This window comes from Phormidium sp. FACHB-1136, from assembly GCF_014697375.1.
Taxonomy (GTDB): domain Bacteria; phylum Cyanobacteriota; class Cyanobacteriia; order Phormidesmidales; family Phormidesmidaceae; genus Nodosilinea.
Genome location: NZ_JACJRS010000004.1, coordinates 33,176 through 56,538 on the forward strand (window position 1 = coordinate 33,176; position 23,363 = coordinate 56,538).

Here is a 23,363-nt window from a genome sequence, read left to right on the forward strand (position 1 = left end):
GCATTTCCCCTAGGGTAGCGCTAGATCAGGCGAATCCAGTAGCGGTTGCGGCCTCGGCGTTTGGCTTGGTAGAGGGCGGCATCGGCGGCAGCGATCAGTTCCTCCAGGGCTTGTTCGGGGTTGGGCACCACGCTGGCAATGCCCATGCTCACCGTCAGATAGTCGTTGACTTCAGATTTGGGGTGGGGCAGTTTCAACGCCGCCACCTCCCGTTGGATCGCCTTGGCCACGTTTTCGGCCCCGGAACGGCTGGTGTTGGGCAAAATTACCCCAAACTCTTCGCCACCGTAGCGGGCCAGCAGATCCACCGACCGTTTCACCGCTTGGTTGGCGGCTTGGGCAATGGCAATCAGCCCCTCATCCCCCTGCTGGTGGCCAAAGTGGTCGTTGTAGGGTTTGAAATAGTCCACATCAAACAAAATCAGCGAGAGGGGCCGCTGTTCCCGCACTAGGCGCTGCCACTCCTGCTGGAGGTATTCATCAAAGCGGCGACGGTTGGGAATTTGGGTGAGGCCATCCAGGGTAGCGAGGCGCTCTAGTTTTTCGTTGGCGGCCTGGAGTTCGGTCTCCATCTGCTTACGGTCGGTGATGTCGATGCAGTTGCCCACCACGCCGTTGACATTGCCCGCACGGTCACGGAAGGGGTTGACCAACACCTGATACCAGCGGCTCACACCATGGACATCGGCAATTTCCTGCTCCGATTGGTAGGGTTCCTGGGTTTCCATCACCCATTGGTTAATGCGGTGGCTATCATCGGCCTCCGCCGCCGATACATTGGGGTTCATCTCCACATCGCGCTGGCCCAGCATGGTATCGGGGGTCATGCCGTGGAGGGCGGCACTGGCTCGGTTGGCAATTTGAATCCGGTTTTGCCGATCCTTCACCACAATGATGCTGGGGATGCTGTCGATGACGTTCTGCAAAAACTGCTTTTGGCTGGCCAGGGCGGCTTCGGCCTGCTTGCGTTCGGTGATGTCTCGCACGATGACCAGCACCTCATCCTCGCCGCTGACCACCAGGCGGGCCTCCTCGTGTCGCCAGCCCTTTGGGGTCTCAAAGCGATACTCATACTGCTGGGGCTGGCCCGTTTCTAGGGTAAGATGGATGTAGCGCAACCGCTCCGCCGCCATCGCCGGGGGGAGGACTTCCGTGAGGGCACGACCTATTTGGGTATGGGGAGACGCCAGCAGCGCCACAGAACCCTCGCTCAAAATATCGAGGCAGACGCCATCGCGGTTGTAGCGGATCAGGAGGTCAGGAATGGCCTGGAGGATAACGCGCTGGGTAATTTGGGCCTGCTCTAGGGCGTGGGTACGCTGGGCCACCATCGCCTCTAGGGTGTGGCTATAGTCCGTTAACACCTGCTGGGCCTGCCGATGGGTGCTAAGGTCTTGGCAAGCGGCCACGGCAAACTCGACCTGCCCCGCCCCATCAAAAATGGGCGTACTGGCCATCTCAATGGGGATCTTCTGATCCCCCCGCTGGAGAACAATATCGTCGGCCCAGGCTTTTTCGCCGCGCAGGGATTGGGTAATGGGCAAGGCTTCAAGGGGGTAGGGGCAACCGCCATCGACAGAGTGGGCCGTAAAGGTATCTGCCAAGCCTAGGGGAGGGCGCGAGGCGAGATCGTCTAGGCCCAAATGGTCTAGGCCCAAGAGTTGACGGGCTTCGGTACTGGCAAACACCATCTGACCACCCCGGTCATAGACCACAATGCCCAGGGGAATCGCATCCAAAAACTCCCGCCACCGTTCTTCGTGGGTGGTCAACGCCCGGTTTTGGGGCGGAGAGCATGGGGTCTGGGGTACCGTCTGAGCAGTGGCCTTAAGGGTCTGAAGCGATTGCAACAGGCGATTCACTGCCATGGCCCCCAAGCCCAGGGATAAAACCAAAACCCCCAGACTCAAAACCCCTAGGAACGGCCAAGCTGAAGCATGGCTGAAAACAACGATGAGCCCCACCACGGCGGCAACTTGCAGCCCCAACACAAGCCGCAACAGCCGCCGCAGCGGTATCCAGGGAAGAGGGGGGCTCAAGCGCCCAGACATAGGAGGGTTTGGCACGGGTAGGAGCGGCGAGAGAATTTTCAGCAAAGCACCCTAAACCTTTATTGCTAAAGCCTATGGCGCATCCTATCGATAGCAATCTCAAGGTTGTTGCCCTGCGCCCTAGGCATCATAAAAGCTGTCCTCATCGCTGACAGTGATCTAGCGCATTGCCCGCCCAACTCCGACCATTGAGCCTATCTAGGATGGGCCACCGCCGCCGGTTGCCGAATCAAGCCAAATTGGCTGGGAATAAGCCTTAGTCTCCCCTTAACCCTAGCTTGGCCCTTCCCTGCCATGATAATGGGGGTCTCTCGCTTTGTTCTACTTTTCTCTAGACCGCCCTGCCCATCGCGTCATTCTGGATATGTCCATGGCTAACCTGTCCGAACCTAGCGTCACCACCCGTATTGCCCTCAAGGCCGAGCGCCTCAGCGTCTACTATGGCCCCACCCTGGCCGTGCGCGATGTCAACCTCGATATTCCCATCCGCGAAATTGTGGCCTTCATTGGCCCCTCCGGCTGTGGCAAAAGCACTGTGTTGCGATGCTTTAATCGCATGAATGACCTCATCTCCGGTGCCCGTGTCGAGGGTCGTATTACCTTCCACGGCGAGGATATCTACCAGCGCCAGGTCGATCCGGTTAGCCTGCGTCGTCGCATTGGCATGGTATTCCAAAAGGCCAACCCCTTCTCCCAGTCCATCTACGAAAACATTGCCTGGGCCGCCCGCATCAACGGCTACCAAGGCGACATGGACGAACTGGTGGAAACTTCCCTGCGCAAAGCCGCCGTATGGGACGAAGTGAAGGACAAACTGCGCGATAGCGGCCTCTCCCTGTCTGGTGGGCAACAACAGCGCCTCTGCATTGCCCGCGCCATTTCCATCCAGCCCGACATCATCTTGATGGACGAGCCCTGCTCCGCCCTCGACCCCATCTCCACCATCAAGGTCGAAGAAACCATGCAGCAGCTCAAGGAAGACTACACCATCATCATCGTTACCCACAACATGCAGCAGGCTTCGCGGGTGTCCGACCGCACCGCCTTCTTCAACGCCGAGGCCACCAACCAGGGCGGCAAAGTGGGCTTTCTGGTGGAATACGACAGAACCGAGGTGATCTTCAACCAGCCCCGTGAGCAATACACCCGCGACTACGTTTCCGGGCGGTTTGGCTAGGGCGGTTTGGCCACGCTTCCCATCAACCCCTAGGCCAAACCCGATAGGCCAATCCCTAGGCCGCCGTTAGGCGAATGAGGGTAACCTCTGGGGGACAACGCCACCGCCCTGGGGCATAGGTGCCTAGCCCTCGGTTGACGTAGATCCATCCGGGACTAGCCCGATTGTGGGGCACCGAGTGTAGCCCTGCCGCCCATTCCCAGTGGGCGATGGTCTTCCTTTTCCTGGTTTTGGAGTCAGCCCAGGGTAGCAACCGAGCCATCCCCTGGTACCAGCCCTTCAGGCGGGCGGGCACAATACCCAGCCCCGGCACCACAATTTGGCCCCCGTGGGTGTGGCCCGAAAGCTGAAGATCCACCCGCCAGGGCGTCAGGGCATCGGCGCTATCGGGCTGGTGGGCCAATACCAAGCGTGGCAGGTGGGACGCAAGAGTTCCGAACACAACCGAGGGATTAAAGTCTCGCGACCAATATTCCGCCAGCCCCACCACCGGAAAGTCTGGCCCCAGGGGATAGACCACCTGGTTCCACAACGCCTGAATGCCCACCCGCCGCAGTTCGCGTAGCACCGTAGCCCGGTTGCCGGGGCGATGGTTATCGTGGTTGCCCAACACCGCCACCACCCCACAGCGGCTCTGTAGTTGGCTCAGATGATCCGCCAGTTCGGCCATGGGGGCATGGCTATGGGTCATAAAATCCCCAGTCAGGGCAATGAGATCGGGCTGAAGCTGGTTCACCTGGGCAATGGCCGCCTGGAGCAGGGGCTTGGCCAATCGCTGACCGTCGTAGTGAAAGTCGGAAAGCTGGGCAATCCGGCATCCCTCCAGGGCGGGCGGCAAATCCCGCAGGGGAACGGTGACGGTTTCCAGGGTTAAGGGGCCAACCCACAGAGGACGCATAGGCCAGGAAGGGGGAGGGAATCAGAAGGGGAAGGGAATCAAGGGACGATTGGGACAACGCCCATTACCGTAACATCCACCCATCGTTGCGGCCACGTCAAGGGCTGGAGTGGATCCCCATCTGGGCAGTTCCTAGGCCGTGGCCTAAAATCGTGGACAGCCCTCTGCCCCCATCGAAAGGTATCCCTATGCCTGTCCCCATCACCCAGCGCCATGGCCTATTCAACGAAGCGGCCTTTACTCGTCCTGACCCTGGGGCCGAGTTGACCTGCTCCATTTTGGTGGTGGGCGGTTCCACGGCAGCCTACACCACGACCCTAATGGCCCTGCGGCTGAATTTGGATGTGTGCCTGGTGCAGCCCCAGACGGTGGTAGGCGGACAGTTTACGGCCCAGGCGCTGCCCGCTTCCGATGACGGCGATTTATTGCGGGCCAAGGCGACGCTTCAGACCGTGGAGGGGGAGCGGTTTGCCATTTCTAGAGCCCAGCGGGAATTTCGGGAACGGCAGCGGGAACTTCAGCCCGTGGCCCAGCGCAAGGTGGACAATCCGGGGGGCGGCTGGGTGAGCCCGTTGGCCACGACCCCGGTGGTGGCGGCGACGGCCCTAAATGAGGCACTAATTCCCTACCTGCGGGACGGGCGACTGACCCTGATTCCCTGGGCGGAACCTGTGGAGGTGGTCTTTGCGACCGATGGCCCCCGCCCCAAGGTGACGGGGGTGGTCTGCCGCGATACCCAAACGGGAAATACCTTCACGGTCAACGCCAAGGTGACGGTGGAGGCGACGGACTTGGGCGATCTGCTGGAGGTGGGGCAGATTCCCTCCCGCGTGGGGCAGGAGGCCCGCCACGAAACCGGAGAGGCGATTTTGCCGGAGGATGCCCGCCCCCAGTGTCAGCAGTCGATTACCTGGGATGCGGTGGTGGAATGTGCCAAGCCCGGTCAGGGAACGCCTATTCATGCACCGGAGGGCTACGGGCAAGCCAGTTGGCTGACTATCCAGGAATTTACCGCTAACTTTTGGACGAAAAACAGTAATACCTGGAAGAAGTGGGGCTTTTTTAGCGATTTTGGCATTTTTCGCTATCGTCGTCTGTATCGGGTGAAAAGCCACGACAAGACCGTGACCCCAGGGGATGTGGCGGTGATTAACTGGGGCACCTCCAGCGATCCGGATCGGGCCTTTCGCTGCGGCAACGACTATCGCCCCGGACGCCTGGTGGGGGTAAGCCGCGAAGAACGGCAGCAGCATCTCCAGCGGGCAAGGCAGCGCACCCAAGCCTACCTCCACTATTTGCACAGCCAGGACGGCATCGACCTCAAACCCAGGGGCGACCTCACCTGGACGACAGACGGCCTCGCCCTAGAGCCCTATATCCGCGAAGCCCGCCGGGGCATGGCCCTGACCACCATTCGCCATGAGGATGTGGCCGAGAGCTTTTTTCCCCATCGGGCCAGGGCGCGATGCTTTGATGATTCCGTCGGCATTGGCCAGTATCACTACCTCGACCTCCACGGCAACGATGCCCAGGGTCACATCACCCCCAAGGGTAAGGATGTGATTGCACTGCCCTTCACCCTGCCCCTGGGTGCCCTGGTGCCCGCAGAAACCGACGGCCTAATCCTCTCGGCCAAAAGCATTGGCACCACCCACATTACCAACGCCGCCTACCGTATGCATCCCGTAGAATGGGCCATTGGCGAAGCCAGCGGGGTGCTAGCGGCCTTTACCCTGTGGACGGGGCTGAATCCGAGAGATTTGGCCAGAGAAGAGCGTCATATCCGCAAAATTCAGGGACTGATGGCCCGCAACGGCATCCCCCTGTTTTGGTTCAACGACATTGACCACACCGACCCCGACTTTGAGGCGATTCAGGTGATGGCGACGGCAGGGATTATCCGCAGCGAAAATGCCAACAGTCTCAGCTTCCGGCCCTATGCCACCGTCAACCGAGCCGTGGTGGCCACCGCCTTGGTTAGCGTCCTGAAGCTGCCCAAATCTAGCCCCAATCAGCCCACCTTCCAGGACGTACCGCCCGACCACTGGGCCTACGACGCCATCGAAACCCTCTACGCCCACGGCATGGTGGCGGGGATCAGCCCCACCCGGTTTGATCCCCACAGCCCCATCACCCGTGAGCAGCTTGGCTTTTTGGTCAAACGCGCCATGCCCACCGCCTACGACCAAGCCTTTATGCGCACCCCAACGGATCGCCAATTTCTCCAGCGGCGGGAACTTTCGCGGGTACTGTATGAAGTCCTAAAAGGTCGATTGGGAATCTAGTGAAAATCTAGAAAAATGTTACTGCCTGAAAGGATTAGAAAAATCGATAGGCTCAGTGTGGGCAAGAAACCATTCTGCTTCAATCAAGCTCAATTTCTCCCAACTTTTTTCCATGTCATGAGGAAAGACCCGTGAGTAATCTGCGCCGAGCGCTATTTTTATCCCATGGGGGTGGCCCATTACCCCTTTTAGGAGATCCTGCCCATAGTGAAATGGTGGACTGTTTAAATACCATCATCACCACCATCGAGCAACCGTCGGCTATCATTGTCGTGAGCGCCCACTGGGAAGCCCCTTATCCCACCATTACATCAGGTTCCAACCCAGCACTCATCTACGATTACAACGGGTTTCCGAAGGAATCCTACGAGATTCAATATCCTTGCCCAGGGGCACCCGAACTGGCCAACACCATAGCTGAATGCCTTAATCAGGCTGGTTTTTCGGCCCATCTCAACGGCACTAGAGGCTTTGATCACGGGCTCTTTGTGCCCCTAAAAATGATGTATCCAGCGGCAGATATTCCCTGTGTTCAGGTGTCGTTGATAAAATCCTTAGACCCAGCAGAGCATATTCAGCTAGGACGAGCCCTTCAAGGCTTGGCTGATCCGTCCGTATTGGTGATTGGATCTGGGTTTTCATTTCATAATATGCAGGCTTTTTTCAGGTCGGGAACGAACGATGAAAAGGCCATGAACCAAGCCTTTGAAGATTGGTTGCTAGACACCTGTTCCAACCCAGACTTGACCGAAGAAGATCGCCATCAACGATTCATTCACTGGGATTCTGCCCCCTTTGCCCGCTATTGTCATCCCAGGGAAGAACATTTGTTGCCCCTGCATGTTTGCTATGGCTTTGCTGAATCGCCCTGTACCAAAACCTATGAATTAAATATTCTCAATCAACGAGCCAGTATGTATCTATGGGATACGGGTAGCTGATGGGCACCTCGATTAATTGCCTTATTGCGAGTTTCTGGAGCCTGAAACCGTTAGCCTCTCGTAGGCGTTCTCAATAGAATCCGTATTTTTCGAGGTGCCCTGATGGCCTGGGATGCCCGCGAGCGGTGACCATCGGCATCATCGCCCACGAAATTGTGCAAACCCATGAGCTAGGCAATCCCAACTACGCCAGCAACCCGGTCAACCGCTGTGACGTTTCACTTTTCTGGTGGTGGGCTTCTGCCAACGGTGGGCGGTGTCTCCCCGACTACTGAGGTGACTTTGGGTTGAGTTACGCCACGCCTTTACAATGATCAACCGTGGGGTAGGTCATACCCACCCGCCCACCCATCCCCTAGCGCCATGATTCTGTCTGTCACCGAGGCCCCTTGTTTAGGCCAAACTCCAGGGCCACACCTGGGAGATGCCTATGCTGCCGTGCGCCAACTGAGCGAAACCCTCTGTCAACCCCTGGTCATCGAAGACTATGGGGTGCAGAGCATGGCCGACGTTAGCCCGCCCAAGTGGCACCTAGCCCACACCACCTGGTTTTTTGAAACCTTTTTGCTGTCGGCCCACTTTAAGGACTACACCGTCTTTCATCCCGGCTATGGCTACCTGTTCAACTCCTACTACGAAGCCGTAGGAAGCCGTCATCCTCGGCCCCAGCGGGGGCTAATTTCCCGACCCACGGTAGCCGACATTTACCAATACCGCGCTTACGTGGATGAGGCCATGGATTGCCTGATTCGCCAGCGGGGAGAAGAACCGGATATCGCCGCCCTCGTCACCCTGGGCCTGCACCACGAACAGCAGCACCAGGAGTTGATCCTCACCGACCTGAAGTACAACCTGGCGGTGAATCCCCTCCATCCCGCCTATCGGGAAGACTTGGCGCAAGCTGACCGGAAAGCTCCGGCTTTGGACTTTGTGGACTTCGCGGGTGGGCTGCACGACATCGGCTATCAGGCATCCGGCACCGCTTTTGACCAGTTCTCCTTTGACAACGAAGGCCCCCGCCACCGGGTTTATTTAAATGACTTTGCCCTGGCCAACCGCCCCGTCACCAATGGCGAATACCTGGAATTTATCGTCAATGGCGGCTATCGGGCGGCGCAATATTGGCTCTCCGAGGGCTGGGCCACGGTGCAGCGGGAAGGCTGGCAAGCGCCCCTCTACTGGCAGCAACAAGGTGCTGACTGGTGGGTGATGACCCTCGGTGGCCTGCTCCCCCTCAATGCCAACGAACCCGTTACCCACATCAGCTACTTCGAGGCCGAGGCCTATGCCCAATGGCGCGGCTACCGTCTGCCCACCGAGGCTGAATGGGAAGTGGCCGCTGCAACGGTTCCCATCCAGGGCAATCTGCTGATGAGTGATGCCCTCCATCCCCAGCCTGCCCAAGGCGATGGCCCCCTACACCAACTCTATGGCGATACCTGGGAATGGACCCAAAGCGCCTACCTGCCCTATCCCGGCTTTCGCACCGCCCCCGGAGCCGTGGGCGAGTACAACGGCAAATTTATGTGCAATCAAATGGTGTTGCGCGGTGGATCCTGCGTCACGCCCCCCGGCCATATTCGGCCCAGCTATCGCAACTTTTTTCCGCCCAGTGCCCGCTGGCAGTTGAGCGGTATTCGTTTGGCGCGTTCAATGAGTTGAATCCGAAGGTTTTGGGCCAAGCCGTCCGAGGAACACCGCCAGAAGCTCGTGTGTGGGCTGGCGGTGTTCAACGAATATCGCGATACGTTGAACACCGCCAGCCAGAGTCGGCCCTATCGCATGACGGGGGGTTGCCAATCGCTGAAACCAGAGAGGTGGCTCCAGTAGGCCATATAGCCAATCAAGGCCCAAATCGCCGCTGCCAACAGCAGCACCACGGCCCCCACGGTGCGCCAAGTTTTGTTTCCCTGCAAATAGACCAGCGTCGGAGCGGCCAAAACCCCTCCCAAGCCCGTCAGGATAAATCCCAGTCCGGCAATCAGGGGCCGCTGGGTTTGGCCGAGGTTAATAATTCGCGCCCCCACCACCATAGAGGTTAGCCCCGCAAAAAAGGCATAGACCGTGAGGGTGAGCAAATCCCAGCCCTGGGCAAGGGCAATGGCCGTTGCAAGATACAACCCACCAAACAGCACCGTGGTTTCACCAAAGGAAATATTGAAGCTACCGGGAACGGGCCAAGTCCACATCATATGCAGCCCCGTCGCCAGGGCAACGCCCCCCACTAGGCCAAATCCCGGAATCCAACGCTTCAGGTTGGCTCCATCCAGGCCACGATAGACAAAATCGGCCAGCAGCACCAGCCCCGCCACCATATTGATCAGCATCAGGGTGATGTAGTCGATAAACATAGCGCGTTTCTCCCGCTTCCTACAACCATAGAGAACAGCGGGCCAAACTCCCGCAATCCGTCAGCATCCTAACAAACTCCCTCCCGTCTGGGCGCACCGCCCTAGGCTCCAACCCCGCCCAATCTTGCCTTGGTGGGGAGAATCGGAGTATGCTGCGGCCAAAAGCATTGTGCTGCCATGGCTGCGATTCACCCTTCCGTTGACTTCCGATCCGATACGGTCACCTGGCCCACCGAGGCCATGCGGGCGGCGATGGCCTCGGCGGTGGTCGGGGACGATGTGTATGGCGAAGATCCCACCGTATCCGCCTTGGAAGACCTGGCGGCGGCGATGTTGGGGAAGGAAGCGGGGCTATTCGTGACCAGTGGCACCCAGGGCAATTTGATCGCCGCCCTCAGCCATGCCCAGCGGGGGGACGAGGCGATTATGGGGGAAGATGCCCACACCTTTTGCTGGGAGGCCGGGGGGATGGCAGTGCTGGGTAGTCTGACTCCACGCCCCCTGCCCACCGATCACCGGGGACGGATGGATTTGACCCAAATCCGCCACGCCATTCGGGAGGACGATCCCCATCTGCCCACCAGCCGCTTGATCCTGTTAGAAAACAGCTCCGGCGGCAACCACGGGGCGGCCCTTGAGCCTGAGTATTTTGAGGCGGTTCACGCCATTGCCCAGACCCACGGTCTGCGGGTTCACCTCGATGGTGCCCGACTGTTCAACGCCGCCACCGCCCTAGGTTGTGCCCCCACCGCCATGACCCAATGGGTCGATTCCGTCAGCATTTGCCTCAGCAAAGGGCTCTGTGCCCCCGTGGGGTCGGTGCTGGTGGGCAGCCAAGACTTCATCCACATGGCCCGTCGTCAGCGCAAGCTTTTGGGAGGCGGGATGCGTCAGGCTGGGGTGCTTGCCGCCGCTGGCGTGATCGCCCTCAAAACCATGACCCAACGCCTCCAGGACGACCACACCACGGCTCAACAGTTGGCCCAAGGACTCGCGACCATTCCAGGCATTCTCATCAACCCCGCCCAAGTGGAAACCAATATGGTCTTTTTTGACCTAGCTGATACCCTGCCCCTTGCGCCCACCGACCTGGTGAACCGCCTCAAACAAGGCTACGACCTTCACATCGGGGGCTACCACCACCGCACCCTACGCGCCGTCACCCACTATTGGATCACGCCGGAACAGGTCAACCACCTCATTGCCGCCATCCGGGCCATTGTCCAAGGGGAATAATGGGGGGCCATCCGTGCTCCGCTTGCCCAGCCATGGATGCCTTCAACCTTTGGTGATTCCTCAGTCCGGCCTGGTGGATCCCCTCAATGGGCAAGCCGCCGCCATGGCCATTGACCACTACCTGCGCCCGTGGAGCATGGACACCCACCCGTTAGAATAGAAACGTTATTCCTGATCGCCTTGTCCTATGCCGCCCCGTTGGCCCCGTAAGCCCACCCGCGAAGATCCCGCCTACCGCCGCCTCGAAGACCGCATCAACTTTGCGGTACATGTGGCGGCCTTCATCGCCGTTAACTCTGGCCTGTGGTTCTTCCACACCCTCAATCCGGCCTGGGTGCCCTGGGTGCAGTGGTTTACCCTGGCCTGGGTGCCCTTGCTGATTGGCAACGGCGTCTATATCTTTGCCATTGCCGACTACTCCCCGGCTCCCCTATCCCCCGTAGAGTCCACCGATCAAGGAGAGGCTTAACCATGAGTGCTGGCACCAGTCGAGCCATTGAAGAACTTGCCGCTGCCATTGGCGACCGTGCCTACATAGATGTGGCTAAGTGGCATTTGTATCTGGGCGACGCCAAACTACACACCCCCCTCGCCGAAGCCCTCTATCCCCTGATTGACGACGGCACCTTCACCGAAGCAGCCCTCACCAAGGTTTTGGCCAACATTTCTGTGCCCCTAGGCGGCGGCAAAAAGACCCTGGCCCTAGCGGATCTCATTCCCACAGGCAGTCAGGCGGATTTGCTCAGCGCCATTGAGGACTACCAGCGGGGGCGGTAGTATGGCGGCTGATCCCGCCCATGAACAAAAGGCATGACCGTCCACCGACAGGCCATGCCTTTGTTCTGAAAGGGCGAAACCTAGCTGAGACTATCTAGACGCTCAGTTCGCTGAATTCCCGGCACATATAGTCGAAGGGGGCATCCACCACGCTGGGATCGGTCACGCCCGCTTCGGCCACCTTGGCCTTCACAAGATCCTTCATGATTTGAATGCCGACCACGGTGGGGCCAATGGGCACACCCAGGGAGTTGTAGGTTTCCCGCAGACCCGCCAGCACCCGCTCATCCAGCAGGTCAGAATCGCCAGCGACCAGGGCATAGCTACCGTAGCGCAGGTAGTAGTCCATATCGCGCAGGCAGGCGGCATAGCGACGGGTGGTGTAGGCGTTGCCACCGGGGCGGATGAGTTCGGGCACCTGGGCAAATAGGGCAGAACCAGCGGCTTTCACGATTTCCGAGGCGTTGGCACTGATGACGGCTACCGCTTTAATCCGGTCAAGGCCACTATCAAAATAGGACTTAATGGAGCTGAGGGCATCCCGGTCGAGGTAGCGCCCCGTGTCGTCGTAGGTCTTGATCAGCGTCGTTACGGCATCCCGCATGGATTGTATCTCCCAACTCTCACTGGACAAACAGCTTTTCTCAAACATGTTCAGACCTAGGGCAAGGGACATTCATCACACCCAGCCAAGTCTGATTCTCGTGAAAGTTTACCACGGGGGTTTATCCCCCAAGTGCCCCTAGCCCGTTCAGGCAGCCTCTTTATGAGGGAATTGTTACAAAAGCACATATTTCGCGATGAACGGGTTTACCGGGCAGGGCTAGGTGATCCCTGGAGTAAGGGCATAAACCAGATTCATGACTAACGTGGCTGCACATCGTAACGATTCATCCCAATTGTGGCCTTGGGGTCTGAATTCCTGGGATAAGGAAGGGTTTATTTGTTGTCATCCCCTGACAAAAGGTAGTTACTGATACAAAACGAGCGTACCCCTATCCATAGGATGGGTCAGATGAATCAATGCTGTGGCAGTAGCCCTGCTATGTGGTTTGCTTTGGCTCAGCCATAGGGGTTCCCGTTCTGGGGTGGGTTGAGCATAGCCCGTTGGTTGGCCATTCGGGACATCCAGCGATTCTATAGACCACCAAGCCTCCCTGAAGGGCGAAGGGCATTGATTTACTACACATTTCCACGCTTGTAGAGGTTAAGGAGTAGTTCATGGCGACCCCAGCAGACATCCTAAAGAAAATTGAGGATGAAGGGATTGAGTTAATTGATCTGAAATTCATCGACATGCCAGGGATTTGGCAGCACCTCACCCTGCACAAGAGCCAGATCGATGAGAGCAGCTTTACCGATGGCGTGGCATTCGATGGGTCTAGCATCCGGGGCTGGAAGGCCATTAACGAATCCGACATGATGATGGTGCCCGATCCCGACACCGCCTGGATCGATCCCTTCATGGCTCATCCCACCCTGAGCATGATCTGCACCATCAAAGAGCCTCGCACCGGGGAACTCTATTCCCGCTGCCCCCGCGCCATTGCCACCAAGGCCATCGAATACATGAAGTCCACGGGCATTGGCGACACTGCCTTCTTTGGCCCCGAAGCGGAATTCTTCATCTTTGATGACGTGCGCTTCGACCAAAACGAGCACTCCGCCTACTACTACGTAGACAGCGTGGAAGGCCGTTGGAACACAGGTAAGGAAGAAAAAGACGAGTTCGGCGTTAGCCGGAACCTGGGTTATAAGCCTCGCTACAAAGAGGGCTACTTCCCCGTTGCCCCCACCGATACCTCCCAAGACATGCGGAGCGAAATGCTGCTGACCATGGCCCAACTGGGGGTGCCCATCGAGAAGCACCACCACGAAGTGGCCACGGGCGGTCAGTGCGAACTGGGTATTCGCTTTGGTCGGCTGGTAGAAGCCGCTGACTGGCTGATGATCTACAAGTACTGCATCAAGAATGTGGCGAAGAAGTACGGGAAAACCGTCACCTTCATGCCCAAGCCCCTGTTCAACGACAACGGCTCTGGGATGCACACGCACCAGTCCATCTGGGGCAACGGCCAACCCCTATTCGCCGGAGATCGCTACGCTGGACTGAGCCAGATGGCCCTGTGGTACATCGGCGGCATCCTCAAGCACGCCCCCGCTCTGCTGGCGCTGACCAACCCCACCACCAACTCCTATAAGCGGCTGGTGCCCGGTTTCGAGGCTCCGGTGAACCTGGCCTACTCCCAGGGCAACCGTTCTGCCTCCGTGCGGATTCCCCTCTCCGGCGACAACCCCAAGGCCAAGCGCCTGGAGTTCCGCTGCCCCGATGCCACCTCCAACCCCTACCTGGCCTTCGCTGCCATGCTCTGTGCGGGGATTGACGGCATCAAGAACCAGATCGATCCCGGCGATCCTCTGGATGTGGACATCTACGACCTCAGCCCCGAAGAACTGGCCAAGATTCCTTCTACCCCCGGCTCTCTGCTGGATGCCCTGAAGGCTTTGGAAGCGGATCACGAGTTCCTCACCAGCACAGGTGTCTTCACTCCAGACTTCATCAGCAACTGGATCGAGTACAAGCTCGACAACGAAGTCAACCCCATGCGCCTGCGCCCCCACCCCTACGAACTGGCCCTCTACTACGATTGCTAGAGTTCCCTCACCCCCAACCCCTTTCCCACGGGGCGAGGGGAGCCGGAAAGGGCTAGGCCACCAACAGCGGACTGTGTTCTACGGAATGCAGTCCGCTGCTGCATTCTGGCGCTTTTTAAGCGCTATCTTCTAGGATCCATCATCCCTGCTGCTGGCGCGGCATCCCCCAAGATAGCCCTTGCGACACAACGGGACTTGCCTTCAGGTGGGGAGCCTAATTCCAGTTGCGCCAGCGAAATCCATGCCTATGTGAGTACGGACAAAATCTGGTAAGCACGGTGTAGGGCGCTATTCAGATCCGTCGGCACATTGACCAAGCTTACGGATGCTTCGATCAATCAATTGTAATCTGGCTGGAATTGAGAGCGATGGACTCAGTCCCTGCACTGCCGTCTACTCCGTGTCAGGCAAGCTTGTTTATATAACTGACTTGTGCCTACCCGTATTACCCCTCAAAAGAGTAATCCGTAGTCTCAGGCAGGCAACATAGCAAGAGAAGACATAATACGTAGGTGGTTCAATCCAAGATCTCCGTCTTTATGTGATATTTACCCTTAAATTCAATCATTTTTTATAGGATTCTTATAACTAAATATCCGTAAAAATCCAGAGAGACAATCGCGTCACATTATCCGTTAGACCTGAATCAGTAATAACATCACATTGACAAAAAGTTAAAGATTTTGCCATCTTAAATCTAGGTAATATCCATTGAGTGCCTCGATTAATTGTCCTATTGCGAACCTCAAGAGCTTAAACCATTAAAATATCGCAATCATTCTTAATGCCGTTTTCGTTCATAGCTCCATGGCTTCCTCTCCCTTTCGGCTTTGCTCTGTACCCCTTTCTAGCATTGTCCTATTGATTGCCTTGCTTCTAGGCTGTGGGGGAAGAGTCTACGCCAGTACGCCTAGCGTGACAGTCGTTCCCCTCGCGCAAGCAAGCCGATTGGCTCAGGCCGATGACGCCTTTGATGAAGGACTTCGATTGCTTGACAGGGGTCGAACCCAAGATTTACAGGCCGCTTTAACTCAATTTAACCAAGCTCTCAGGCTTTATCGAGAAATTGGTAGCCGAGAAGGAGAGGCTGATGCTCTTTTTGAAATTGGCTGGACGTATCATTTATTGGAAAATCATCAACAGTCCTTGGATTTCTATAATCAAGCCCTGCCTATTTATCGAAATCTCCGAAATCAGAGGAGTGAGGCCAATACGCTCAATAATATTGGCTGGGCTTACTACAACCTAGAGAACTATCAACGGGCGCTCAACTTTTATAGTCAATCCCTAGCTGTTTTTCGAGGACTTCGAGATCGCGAGGGAGAAGCGATGGTTCTTCGTAATACGGCCTGGGCACATCATGATGGAGAGAACTACCGACAAGCCCTAACATTATATAACCAAGTTCTGCCAATTTTTCGAGACATCGGGGATCGATGGGGGGAAGCGGTAGTTCTCTATAGTATTGGTCTAGCCTACGATGCCCTAGATGATTTAAGACAGGCGTTGACCTTTTACAACCAAGCCTTGCCCATCTATCAGGAGTTAGGAGATCAAGAAGGTGTCTCTGAGATACAACGCCACATCAATGAGGTCTACAACTATCTAGGAATATGATTTTTATAGCTCTAGGATGTTTTTTTGATTGCTGCTTAGCGTAATCATCTTGGGACGTTTTCAGTCTATCAAGTATTCAGTTCATTTCAGAGACAGGAGAGAGATTAACGGTTATGAAATCATGGGTATGTAAGGGCGTTGCAAAAGATGGTCAGCCCCGCTCGAATCAAAGTCCACCCGGTCCCCATGATGAGTTTGAAAACTTTGGGACTGATTGTGCCATCTGTGGGCTGACCCAAGAGCAGGTAGAAGGCGGTGGCGGCGGTGCTGGCTTACCCATCGCGAAAATCGCAGCGGCGGCAGCAGCCGTCTTGGTGATAGGGGGAATTGGCACTGGGGTTTTGAGTAGGATTAACCCTGACCCTTGTCAGGGTAATAATCCTCCGCCCAGTTGTAAAATAGACCCTGAACTTTATACTTGGGAGCCTGCCCGATTCTCCTGGGGACAGCAAACCCTCTTCCCTGGGAATGCCAGTGTACCCCGAACCGAGGGCATAAATGCCTTTAATCAAGGTGACTATGCATCTGCCATAGATAGCTTTCAGCGGGCCGTTGATGGCAATCGGAATGACCCAGAGGTTTTGATCTTTCTGAATAATGCCCGAGCTCGCCAGAAAGGCAGTCCTTTCAGGTTGGCGGCAGTCGTTCCGGTGGACAACGCTACAAATTCAGCCCAGGAAATGCTGAGGGGAATTGCCCAGGCTCAAGAGGACTTTAATAAGTCTCGTGGAGACAGTGAACCACTTCTAGAAATTATCATCGCGAATGATGGCAATGAACCAGAGGTGTCTAAACGTGTCGCTGAGGAATTAGTGAAGGATACCTCCGTTTTAGGTGTTGTCGGCCATAACTCCAGTGATGCTAGCAAAGCACCACTGGAAATCTATCAAGCGGCAGGTCTAGCCCTGATTTCTCCAACCAGTACCAGTACTGAGCTATCCTCCGATGTCTTTTTTAGAACGGTTCCTTCCGACACAATTTCTGCTGAAAGCCTAGCGCAATATGCCAAAGAGGAAATGGATATTTCCAATGTGGTTATTTTCTATAACCCCAACAGCAGCTTCAGTCGGAGTTTACAATCAGCCTTTGAGAACAAATTCAAGGATCTAGGGGGTACTTCTAGCAGTCAAGATATGACTGATTCAGAGTTTGATGCTGGCATTGCAGTTGCAACCGCCGCTTCCGATGATGGGGCAGAAGCTATTGTTCTTTTTCCCAACACCGACTATCGAAGTGTTGCGATAGAGATTGCTAAGGCCAATGCAAGACTCCAGAATCGAAAACTGCCACTTCTGGGTGGGGATTCGCTGTATAGCATTGATATTTTAAAGACCGGTGGGGCCAGTGTGGATGGTTTGATCCTAGCTGTTCCCTGGTTTTCGGGTTCGGGCCAGTTTGAAGCCTTTAGTCAGGCCAGCGAAAAACAATGGGGTGGTCTCGTCAGTTGGCGAACAGCCACCAGTTTTGACGCGACTCAGGCATTTATCAAGTCTCTCTCTAGTGGGGCCAGTCGATCCACCGTTTTAGACAGTTTGAAGCAAGTTTCTCTTCCAGCCAATGAAACCTCTGGTCAAGCGTTTGAGTTTACCCCCGACGGCGAAAGACAGAGCGATCCTGTCTTAGTTAAAGTCAGCCGTGAGCAAAGTGCCGCTTCCGGTGTTGAGTTTGGTTTTGAGTTACTGCTCGATTGATAGGAATAGATGGCATGAGCAAATAAATTGCCCTGTGACAGCACCTCAATAGATCCTCACCGTACAGCCCAGCCAATGGAGAAGTGACATGGCCGCTCAAGTTCAAGAAAAAAGCATGGTTCCCACCGTTTTAGTGGGTGTTGGGGGAACGGGTAAGGAAGTTTTGCTCCGGGCTCGCCGCTTAATTGAAGAGAGCTATGGCAGCTTAGATAAGCTACCCATTGTCAGTTTCCTATGGGTTGATACTGACCTAAACTATCAGATCAATGAACCCGATGCGGCAGGTTCACCCCTGAAGCCTAACGAGGAGTATTGGGCTAAGGTTACAGGCGAGCAGGTCAATAATATGATGGCCAATATGGGCCAGTACCCTTGGATCAACACCTGGTTTCCTGAGGAACTGGAAAAGAATATGGGAGCCCTAGAGGCTGGGGCAGGGCAAATTCGGGCTTGTGGCAGATTTGCCTTTTTCTATAACTATCATAATATTAGAACCAAGTTTAATGATGCCTGTCTGAAGGTAAAAGGCCATGATACCTACATGCAAGATACCTATGGCATTAAGGTACAAGGCGATGGCCTCAATGTTTTTATTACTGGATCCCTATCGGGGGGAACTGGGAGCGGTATGCTCCTCGATATGGGGTACTGTGTACGCCATTGGCTGAAAGGAGTGAGCAGTCCCTCCATTACGGCTATCATGCCCATGCCTAATGCCTTCGCCAATATTCAAGTGGGTGATAAAGTTCTGGCGAACGGATATGCGGCGCTCATGGAGTTGAGCTATTTTTCCGACCATCGCACGACCTATAAAGCCCAATTTAGTCAGGGGCTCGTGGATGAGGTGCAATCAACCCTGCCTCCCTTCGACTTTACCTATCTAGTGGGTACCCAAAATGGCAAGTTTGATCTCGATCAACTGCGAGAGATGATTGCCCAAAATATTTTTTTCGATCTCACCTCAGACTTTGCTCCCCACAAAAAATCCATCCGAGACAATATGAAGGGGAGTTGGAGTACGGCGGATCCAGGGGGACGCAGTTATCCCAGAAACTTTATGAGTTTTGGCTTGGCCACCTTTGAAATTCCCATGGCTCAGATTCGGACGAATCTGGTGAATCGGCTAGCGGCGGATCTTGTGAGGTGGTGGATCAATGATTCGGTTGAGCTGATGCCCAATATTATCGAGCATCTCCAAACCGGAACCCTCAAGTCTATGCGGTTGACCGAGGCGGAGTTACTTAGTGATCTAGCGTCATCTAACGGAAAATTGCTAATCACGGACATTGCTGCCTGGGTGAATAGTATTCGCAGTGAAATTGCCACGGGAAGTAAACTGCAATGCACTTTCCAGGGGGCTAATTTGCTGGGGCCGGAGAAAGGCAATATCTTAGGATTTGTCGATTATCTCAAGGCCAAAGTAGATGGCTATCGTGGTGATAATCTCCGAGACCTTGACCCGAATGAGAAAGTGCATGGAGCCTTTCTCCAGACCATGTATGGCAACCGCAACAAGATTATTCAGTTAGGACAACGGGAGCTAGAGAAGGAATTTTACAAAATTATCGAAGATCGTAATCGTGGGCCTAAGTTTGCAGCGGCGTTCATTACCAGTACACGACAGATCTTTTCCAATGCGGCTGAGAAGTTTCAGCGTGAGTCTGAAAGGGTTTATCAGCCAAATGAAACCAACCGGCAGCGGCAGTACAGTCAAGCCTTAATCGAAATTGCAGAAACACAAACAGCGTTTGGGATTACGAAACAAGCCCAAATGGAAAAGCTGAATGCTCAGGCTCTTAGTGGTCTTGAAGGTGAGTTGATTGCCTTTATTCAACGAAAAGCCCGCAACGAGGGGCTGAAAGTGATTGAGCGCTTACAAGATTGTCTCAACCAACTGGAGCAACGCCTAGCCCAACTGACAACAACCTTGATGCAGCTTCGAGATGGTTTCGCAGAGGCCGCTCAAAAAGAAGCGAATCGTGCTGATGCCCTAGAGATCAATGGTATTAAGCTCTTTGACCTTGGAGAGCTCAATCAGCTTTATGATGATTTGATCGAGCGTCAGGTGGGCGAAGATGTTGGTGCGCAGAGCCGGTTTGATGCGGGTCTCAATCAAATTTGTACCATCATGACCCCGGATATTTTGAAGGAAACCAGTCCGCTCTGGAAGAAAGAGCGCAAAGCCGATGAGGTGATGCAACTCCTGGATATTACGCAGTTACCCCAGGTCAATACCAATGACTTTAAAGACAAAATTCTAGATCGCGCTCGACGAGTGATCGCGATGGCTCCTGAAGCAAGCCGACTACAGCGAGATTTATCCGCCTGTGATCGCCTCTTCAGCCTAGCCAATAACAACGATACAGATGTTCGACAAAAAGTAGGCATCGTTTACGAAAAATCTAAGCCGCTGATTGATTTATCCCAGGCTGTTTTAATGGCGGCTGGGTTTAGTGCCCCACGGGATACCAGGGTCGCTCTCATCGGTGGAAGTAATACAGCTAATCCAGCGGCGATGAAGTTGATTCCCCATGTCCAGACGCAAGTTGGTCAATCGGATGCCATTTCACCCCTGGGAGCCCAAGAGCGCCACCGGATTATTTTTGTTCAGGAGATTGGTGGATTCTCGCTCCGTTCTATCGCGGGTATGGAGAATCTCAGAATCCATTATCAAAACTGGAAAGGCCAGATGATCGGAGCAAAGCGGGCTCAACTCCGTGGGGAGCCTGTCGGTTTGCCGATTCCAGTGCATACCGATAAAAGAATGCCGTTTTGGGATCTCCTGCCGGAAGATCCCAAGATCTATCAGCTTGTGGTGCTTGCCCGTGCCCTAGGAGTTTTGACGCTGGAGCAAAACCAAAAGACCAAGGAGGATACGATTCGGTACGTCCAAACGGGTGTCATCGGAGATCAAAAGATTGAGATTGCCTCAAGCTGGGTTGATGCTGTTCAGGTTTTAGCGGTTGCCGCTTGCCGACCGGATTGTGATGAAATTCAACGACAGGTTGACGATCTTCTGGATTCAGCCGATAGCCCAGAGAAGAAGGCTCAATGCTATCAACAGCTTATGACCTATCTGAAGCAGCGAGAAAATGAGTTAAAGCAGGATGGGGGTACGGATAGTCCAGACTACAAACGGGAGGCTGAAATCCTTAAGCAAACCATTGAAAAATATGGCCTAAAGGTAGATAGTCCTATCACAGTACCCAGTTCCTTAGATCAATCTAAGGTTGTGATTCTAAACCCGTCTTCATCACCAGAACGAGAGGATAGCTATGCTCAATTTGAGCAAGATCTCAAGAAACTTGCAGCTTTGAATATTCCGGTTCCTACGTTTATCGGTATGGCCAAAGAAAAAGCAACTACCCTGGGTCTAGATCAAGCTAGGGTTCAGATCATCTTGAGAAAGTTTGTGAAACAGACGGATCTCAATGAGGAAGCCTAATCAGAATGTTGAAGCAAGTTATTCAACCCAATTTCTTCAATTTATTTTGAAGATGTAATCAAGACTAAGACATTAGAAATGGGAGTGGACATAGAGCAAGCTAAATTATAGAGCGTATTTCTACAGTCTTAAAAGCTTGCTTTATAAGCATTCTAGTGAATTTCAATACATCATGATTTGAGTTTATCGGCAATATGGTTAAAAGAAAATTCTGGCATTATGGTCTATTTCAAATACCAGCGATACTGTTGCTCTTTTGCATCATCTTCATCGCAACAGTGAATATCCTGAAGCCAACTTGCTTAGCGTTCTGGATGACCTTAGCTATAGGGCTATTCATAATCGCCTTGTCTTGGACATTAGTTATGCCTTTAGATCTCTTTCTCAGAGCAGTGATGAAGTGGAGTATGTCTCTGGCTGGGAGAATTTCCGTCTTGCAAGCCATATTTACATCGACACTTATCAGCATCATTTTAATATCAGATTTACCTACACTTAAGAGAATATGTAGTATTCCAGAGTCGATGTGGCATCTTCGACTACTGCTGGATTTTCTATAATCTTAGACACTTCTATCATTCTTCTCGAGTTCTCTTTGGGTGGTTAGTCAATGCAGACGATTGCTATCTATCATAATAAAGGCGGAGTTGGAAAAACAACAACAGCTATCAATCTGGCTGCTGCCTTTCGTAAAATGGGTCAACGGGTTCTTCTCATTGATCTCGATTCTCAAGCCAATTCATCTTTTGGGACTGGACTCGTTAAATTTCAATTTGAGGAAGAAGACGATTTAGTTGGCCGTAATGTATATCAACTTCTTGAGTCTGTCGATTTTAACTTCATTCCCGACCTTGTCAGAAAATCTAGTGGATTCAACCAACCTGAAATTGATGTTATTCCTGCCCATATTTCATTGATCGAAAAACAAAGTAAATTATCTGCTTTTGTCAACACTCGATGGCGACTTGATAAAAAGATCCAACAGGTCAAGGATGATTATGACATCGTTATTCTTGATGCTCCTCCAGCTCGTGATCTCTATGCCGAGATTGCGTTAATTGCTGCCGACTATCTGATCATTCCCTCCGATATGAAGCCCTTCGCCAATCAAGGACTAAATAACGTAAAGTCTTTCATTTCTGAGGTAAACGAAACTCGATCTGCAATCGATAAATCACCTTTAGAAGTTCTAGGAGTGCTAGCCTCGAAAATTTTACCCAATACGCGTTATCTAACTCATACTTTCCCGAGACAAAGAGATAGTGTTATTAATCGCTATGGCTTTCCGATCTTAGAGACTATTATTTATGAACGAGTTTCTCTAGCCCACTGTGTTAATCAAACGATATCTGTTGGCATGTTCGATATTCCTAATCCAACATCTATCTTTGAGTTTGATGAAGCTTGCGAATCAGCGAAAGAGTTTCGCAGTCTTGCTCAGGAAGTCATGAATAAGCTTGGAGTATAGTCCATGATTGAATATTACTTGGTTGATGTTAGCAGCATTCATTCGACTGTACCTCGATCTCAATTCAGCGTTAATCAAATAGAGATGCTTGCCCAAAGTATCTTATCTGCTGGCAGACTTGTTTCTCCCTTGTTATTAAAGCAAATGGGGCATGACAAATACGAGGTTCTGAAAGGAGATCTAGAGTACTATTCAGCCCTTCGTGCCAAGGAAATTGATCCCCGAAAAGGTGAAGTTATCAGCGCTTTTATTATTCCTCCTAATTTAGAAGGTTCAGCTATCGATCAATTGCGCTATCTTTCTCAGATCTCTGATTCACCGCAATCAGTTTCTACAAACGAAATAGATTTACGTATTACTCAAATAGAATCTCGCTTAAATATGGTTCTTCATGATTTGGAGATCTCTCATAGGCGCGACATTAAACGACTAGATGACGATATCGAAGTTATCAAAACCAAGATTCCCCAACTCATAGAACCTCTAGAAGCCTTCAATAGCCTTAGCTTAGCCGTTTTAGCACAGAAGTTATCGGCTGCAAATGTACGGGGAAAAACTGCCAAACGAATCCTCGAGCAAATTGATTCTGAGCGACAGAAAGAATCATTTAAGTCCTTTACAGATATTGTTTCAAGGTTAGACGGAATCAGCGCCAATCGAATGTTAGGCATCCTTGATACATGGAGCAGTTTATACTGAAGTATCAGCCTAAAAACAAGTTTCTGGCACAGAAATAGGTATTTCAAGGCTCGCATATATGGTTTGCATTGC

The 23,363-nt window shown here is 53.6% G+C and carries 18 protein-coding genes; 14 read left to right on the top strand and 4 right to left on the bottom strand.

All coding sequences use genetic code 11. The annotated features are described in order from the left end of the window. Positions 1-20: 20 nt before the first annotated feature. Complete coding sequence (locus H6G62_RS02315) at positions 21-2,039, bottom strand: diguanylate cyclase (protein ID WP_190492504.1); 2,019 nt, start codon at positions 2,037-2,039, stop codon at positions 21-23. A 382-nt stretch (positions 2,040-2,421) separates the two neighbouring features. Here H6G62_RS02315 and pstB point away from each other — a divergent pair, with 382 nt between their 5' ends. Beyond that, positions 2,422-3,228, top strand: coding sequence for a phosphate ABC transporter ATP-binding protein PstB (gene pstB, locus H6G62_RS02320; protein ID WP_190492505.1), 807 nt, complete (start codon positions 2,422-2,424; stop codon positions 3,226-3,228). Positions 3,229-3,283: 55 nt separating this feature from the next. Here the strand turns inward: pstB and H6G62_RS02325 are convergent, their stop codons facing one another. Further along, on the bottom strand, positions 3,284-4,126 hold the full coding sequence (locus H6G62_RS02325; protein ID WP_190492506.1) for a metallophosphoesterase: 843 nt from the start codon (positions 4,124-4,126) through the stop codon (positions 3,284-3,286). A gap of 188 nt (positions 4,127-4,314) precedes the next feature. On the opposite strand from H6G62_RS02325, the gene H6G62_RS02330 reads away from it, so the two are divergent. From H6G62_RS02330 to egtB, 4 genes are all read left to right on the top strand, one after another. Further along, a complete protein-coding gene (locus H6G62_RS02330; protein ID WP_190492507.1) occupies positions 4,315-6,411 on the top strand; it encodes an FAD-dependent oxidoreductase in 2,097 nt (698 codons plus the stop codon). A 212-nt stretch (positions 6,412-6,623) separates the two neighbouring features. Next, a complete protein-coding gene (locus tag H6G62_RS02335) occupies positions 6,624-7,352 on the top strand; it encodes a class III extradiol ring-cleavage dioxygenase (RefSeq protein WP_190492508.1) in 729 nt (242 codons plus the stop codon). Between the two features lie 125 nt (positions 7,353-7,477). Then, a complete protein-coding gene (locus H6G62_RS28505; protein ID WP_347239271.1) occupies positions 7,478-7,627 on the top strand; it encodes a hypothetical protein in 150 nt (49 codons plus the stop codon). An 88-nt stretch (positions 7,628-7,715) separates the two neighbouring features. Further along, positions 7,716-9,014, top strand: coding sequence for an ergothioneine biosynthesis protein EgtB (gene egtB, locus H6G62_RS02345; RefSeq protein WP_190492509.1), 1,299 nt, complete (start codon positions 7,716-7,718; stop codon positions 9,012-9,014). 113 nt (positions 9,015-9,127) lie between these two features. Here egtB and H6G62_RS02350 read toward each other — a convergent pair whose 3' ends face one another. Then, a complete protein-coding gene (locus tag H6G62_RS02350; protein WP_190492510.1) occupies positions 9,128-9,703 on the bottom strand; it encodes a DUF981 domain-containing protein in 576 nt (191 codons plus the stop codon). 177 nt (positions 9,704-9,880) lie between these two features. On the opposite strand from H6G62_RS02350, the gene ltaE reads away from it, so the two are divergent. From ltaE to H6G62_RS02365, 3 genes are all read left to right on the top strand, one after another. Further along, positions 9,881-10,939 (top strand): low-specificity L-threonine aldolase, encoded by a 1,059-nt coding sequence (ltaE, locus tag H6G62_RS02355; protein ID WP_190492511.1) that lies wholly within the window; start codon positions 9,881-9,883, stop codon positions 10,937-10,939. Between the two features lie 187 nt (positions 10,940-11,126). Continuing rightward, positions 11,127-11,408 carry a 2TM domain-containing protein gene (locus H6G62_RS02360; RefSeq protein WP_190492512.1) on the top strand — a complete coding sequence of 94 codons (282 nt, stop codon included), beginning with the start codon at positions 11,127-11,129 and terminating at the stop codon, positions 11,406-11,408. 2 nt (positions 11,409-11,410) lie between these two features. Continuing rightward, the gene (locus tag H6G62_RS02365; RefSeq protein WP_190492513.1) at positions 11,411-11,716 is read left to right on the top strand and encodes a DUF3181 family protein; all 306 of its coding nucleotides are present in this window, start codon (positions 11,411-11,413) and stop codon (positions 11,714-11,716) included. 94 nt (positions 11,717-11,810) lie between these two features. Here H6G62_RS02365 and apcB read toward each other — a convergent pair whose 3' ends face one another. Then, the gene (apcB, locus tag H6G62_RS02370; RefSeq protein ID WP_190492562.1) at positions 11,811-12,320 is read right to left on the bottom strand and encodes an allophycocyanin subunit beta; all 510 of its coding nucleotides are present in this window, start codon (positions 12,318-12,320) and stop codon (positions 11,811-11,813) included. Between the two features lie 617 nt (positions 12,321-12,937). On the opposite strand from apcB, the gene glnA reads away from it, so the two are divergent. The 6 genes from glnA (at position 12,938) to H6G62_RS02400 (ending at position 23,291) form a co-directional block, all read left to right on the top strand. After that, positions 12,938-14,371: a type I glutamate--ammonia ligase gene (gene glnA / locus H6G62_RS02375; RefSeq protein WP_190492514.1), complete on the top strand. Its 1,434-nt coding sequence runs from the start codon at positions 12,938-12,940 to the stop codon at positions 14,369-14,371. 948 nt (positions 14,372-15,319) lie between these two features. Further along, a complete protein-coding gene (locus H6G62_RS02380; protein ID WP_190492515.1) occupies positions 15,320-15,988 on the top strand; it encodes a tetratricopeptide repeat protein in 669 nt (222 codons plus the stop codon). 113 nt (positions 15,989-16,101) lie between these two features. After that, positions 16,102-17,679: an ABC transporter substrate-binding protein gene (locus H6G62_RS02385; protein ID WP_190492516.1), complete on the top strand. Its 1,578-nt coding sequence runs from the start codon at positions 16,102-16,104 to the stop codon at positions 17,677-17,679. An 88-nt stretch (positions 17,680-17,767) separates the two neighbouring features. Continuing rightward, on the top strand, positions 17,768-21,124 hold the full coding sequence (locus tag H6G62_RS02390) for a tubulin-like doman-containing protein (RefSeq protein ID WP_190492517.1): 3,357 nt from the start codon (positions 17,768-17,770) through the stop codon (positions 21,122-21,124). 610 nt (positions 21,125-21,734) lie between these two features. Next, entirely contained in the window at positions 21,735-22,592 is an 858-nt protein-coding gene (locus H6G62_RS02395) for an AAA family ATPase (RefSeq protein ID WP_190492518.1), read from the top strand. A gap of 3 nt (positions 22,593-22,595) precedes the next feature. Further along, positions 22,596-23,291 carry a hypothetical protein gene (locus H6G62_RS02400; protein WP_190492519.1) on the top strand — a complete coding sequence of 232 codons (696 nt, stop codon included), beginning with the start codon at positions 22,596-22,598 and terminating at the stop codon, positions 23,289-23,291. The last annotated feature ends 72 nt before the right edge of the window (positions 23,292-23,363 follow it).

What these genes read in the sequence shown, in the direction of transcription:
- pstB (WP_190492505.1), top strand. Translation starts at nt 2,422, where the DNA reads ATGGCTAACCTGTCCGAACCTAGCGTCACCACCCGTATTGCCCTCAAG.
- H6G62_RS02360 (WP_190492512.1), top strand. Translation starts at nt 11,127, where the DNA reads ATGCCGCCCCGTTGGCCCCGTAAGCCCACCCGCGAAGATCCCGCCTAC.
- apcB (WP_190492562.1), bottom strand. Translation starts at nt 12,320, where the DNA reads ATGCGGGATGCCGTAACGACGCTGATCAAGACCTACGACGACACGGGG.
- H6G62_RS02350 (WP_190492510.1), bottom strand. Translation starts at nt 9,703, where the DNA reads ATGTTTATCGACTACATCACCCTGATGCTGATCAATATGGTGGCGGGG.
- egtB (WP_190492509.1), top strand. Translation starts at nt 7,716, where the DNA reads ATGATTCTGTCTGTCACCGAGGCCCCTTGTTTAGGCCAAACTCCAGGG.
- H6G62_RS02390 (WP_190492517.1), top strand. Translation starts at nt 17,768, where the DNA reads ATGGCCGCTCAAGTTCAAGAAAAAAGCATGGTTCCCACCGTTTTAGTG.
- ltaE (WP_190492511.1), top strand. Translation starts at nt 9,881, where the DNA reads ATGGCTGCGATTCACCCTTCCGTTGACTTCCGATCCGATACGGTCACC.
- H6G62_RS02335 (WP_190492508.1), top strand. Translation starts at nt 6,624, where the DNA reads ATGGTGGACTGTTTAAATACCATCATCACCACCATCGAGCAACCGTCG.
- H6G62_RS02385 (WP_190492516.1), top strand. Translation starts at nt 16,102, where the DNA reads ATGAAATCATGGGTATGTAAGGGCGTTGCAAAAGATGGTCAGCCCCGC.
- H6G62_RS02325 (WP_190492506.1), bottom strand. Translation starts at nt 4,126, where the DNA reads ATGCGTCCTCTGTGGGTTGGCCCCTTAACCCTGGAAACCGTCACCGTT.
- H6G62_RS02395 (WP_190492518.1), top strand. Translation starts at nt 21,735, where the DNA reads ATGCAGACGATTGCTATCTATCATAATAAAGGCGGAGTTGGAAAAACA.
- H6G62_RS02330 (WP_190492507.1), top strand. Translation starts at nt 4,315, where the DNA reads ATGCCTGTCCCCATCACCCAGCGCCATGGCCTATTCAACGAAGCGGCC.
- H6G62_RS02365 (WP_190492513.1), top strand. Translation starts at nt 11,411, where the DNA reads ATGAGTGCTGGCACCAGTCGAGCCATTGAAGAACTTGCCGCTGCCATT.
- H6G62_RS02400 (WP_190492519.1), top strand. Translation starts at nt 22,596, where the DNA reads ATGATTGAATATTACTTGGTTGATGTTAGCAGCATTCATTCGACTGTA.
- glnA (WP_190492514.1), top strand. Translation starts at nt 12,938, where the DNA reads ATGGCGACCCCAGCAGACATCCTAAAGAAAATTGAGGATGAAGGGATT.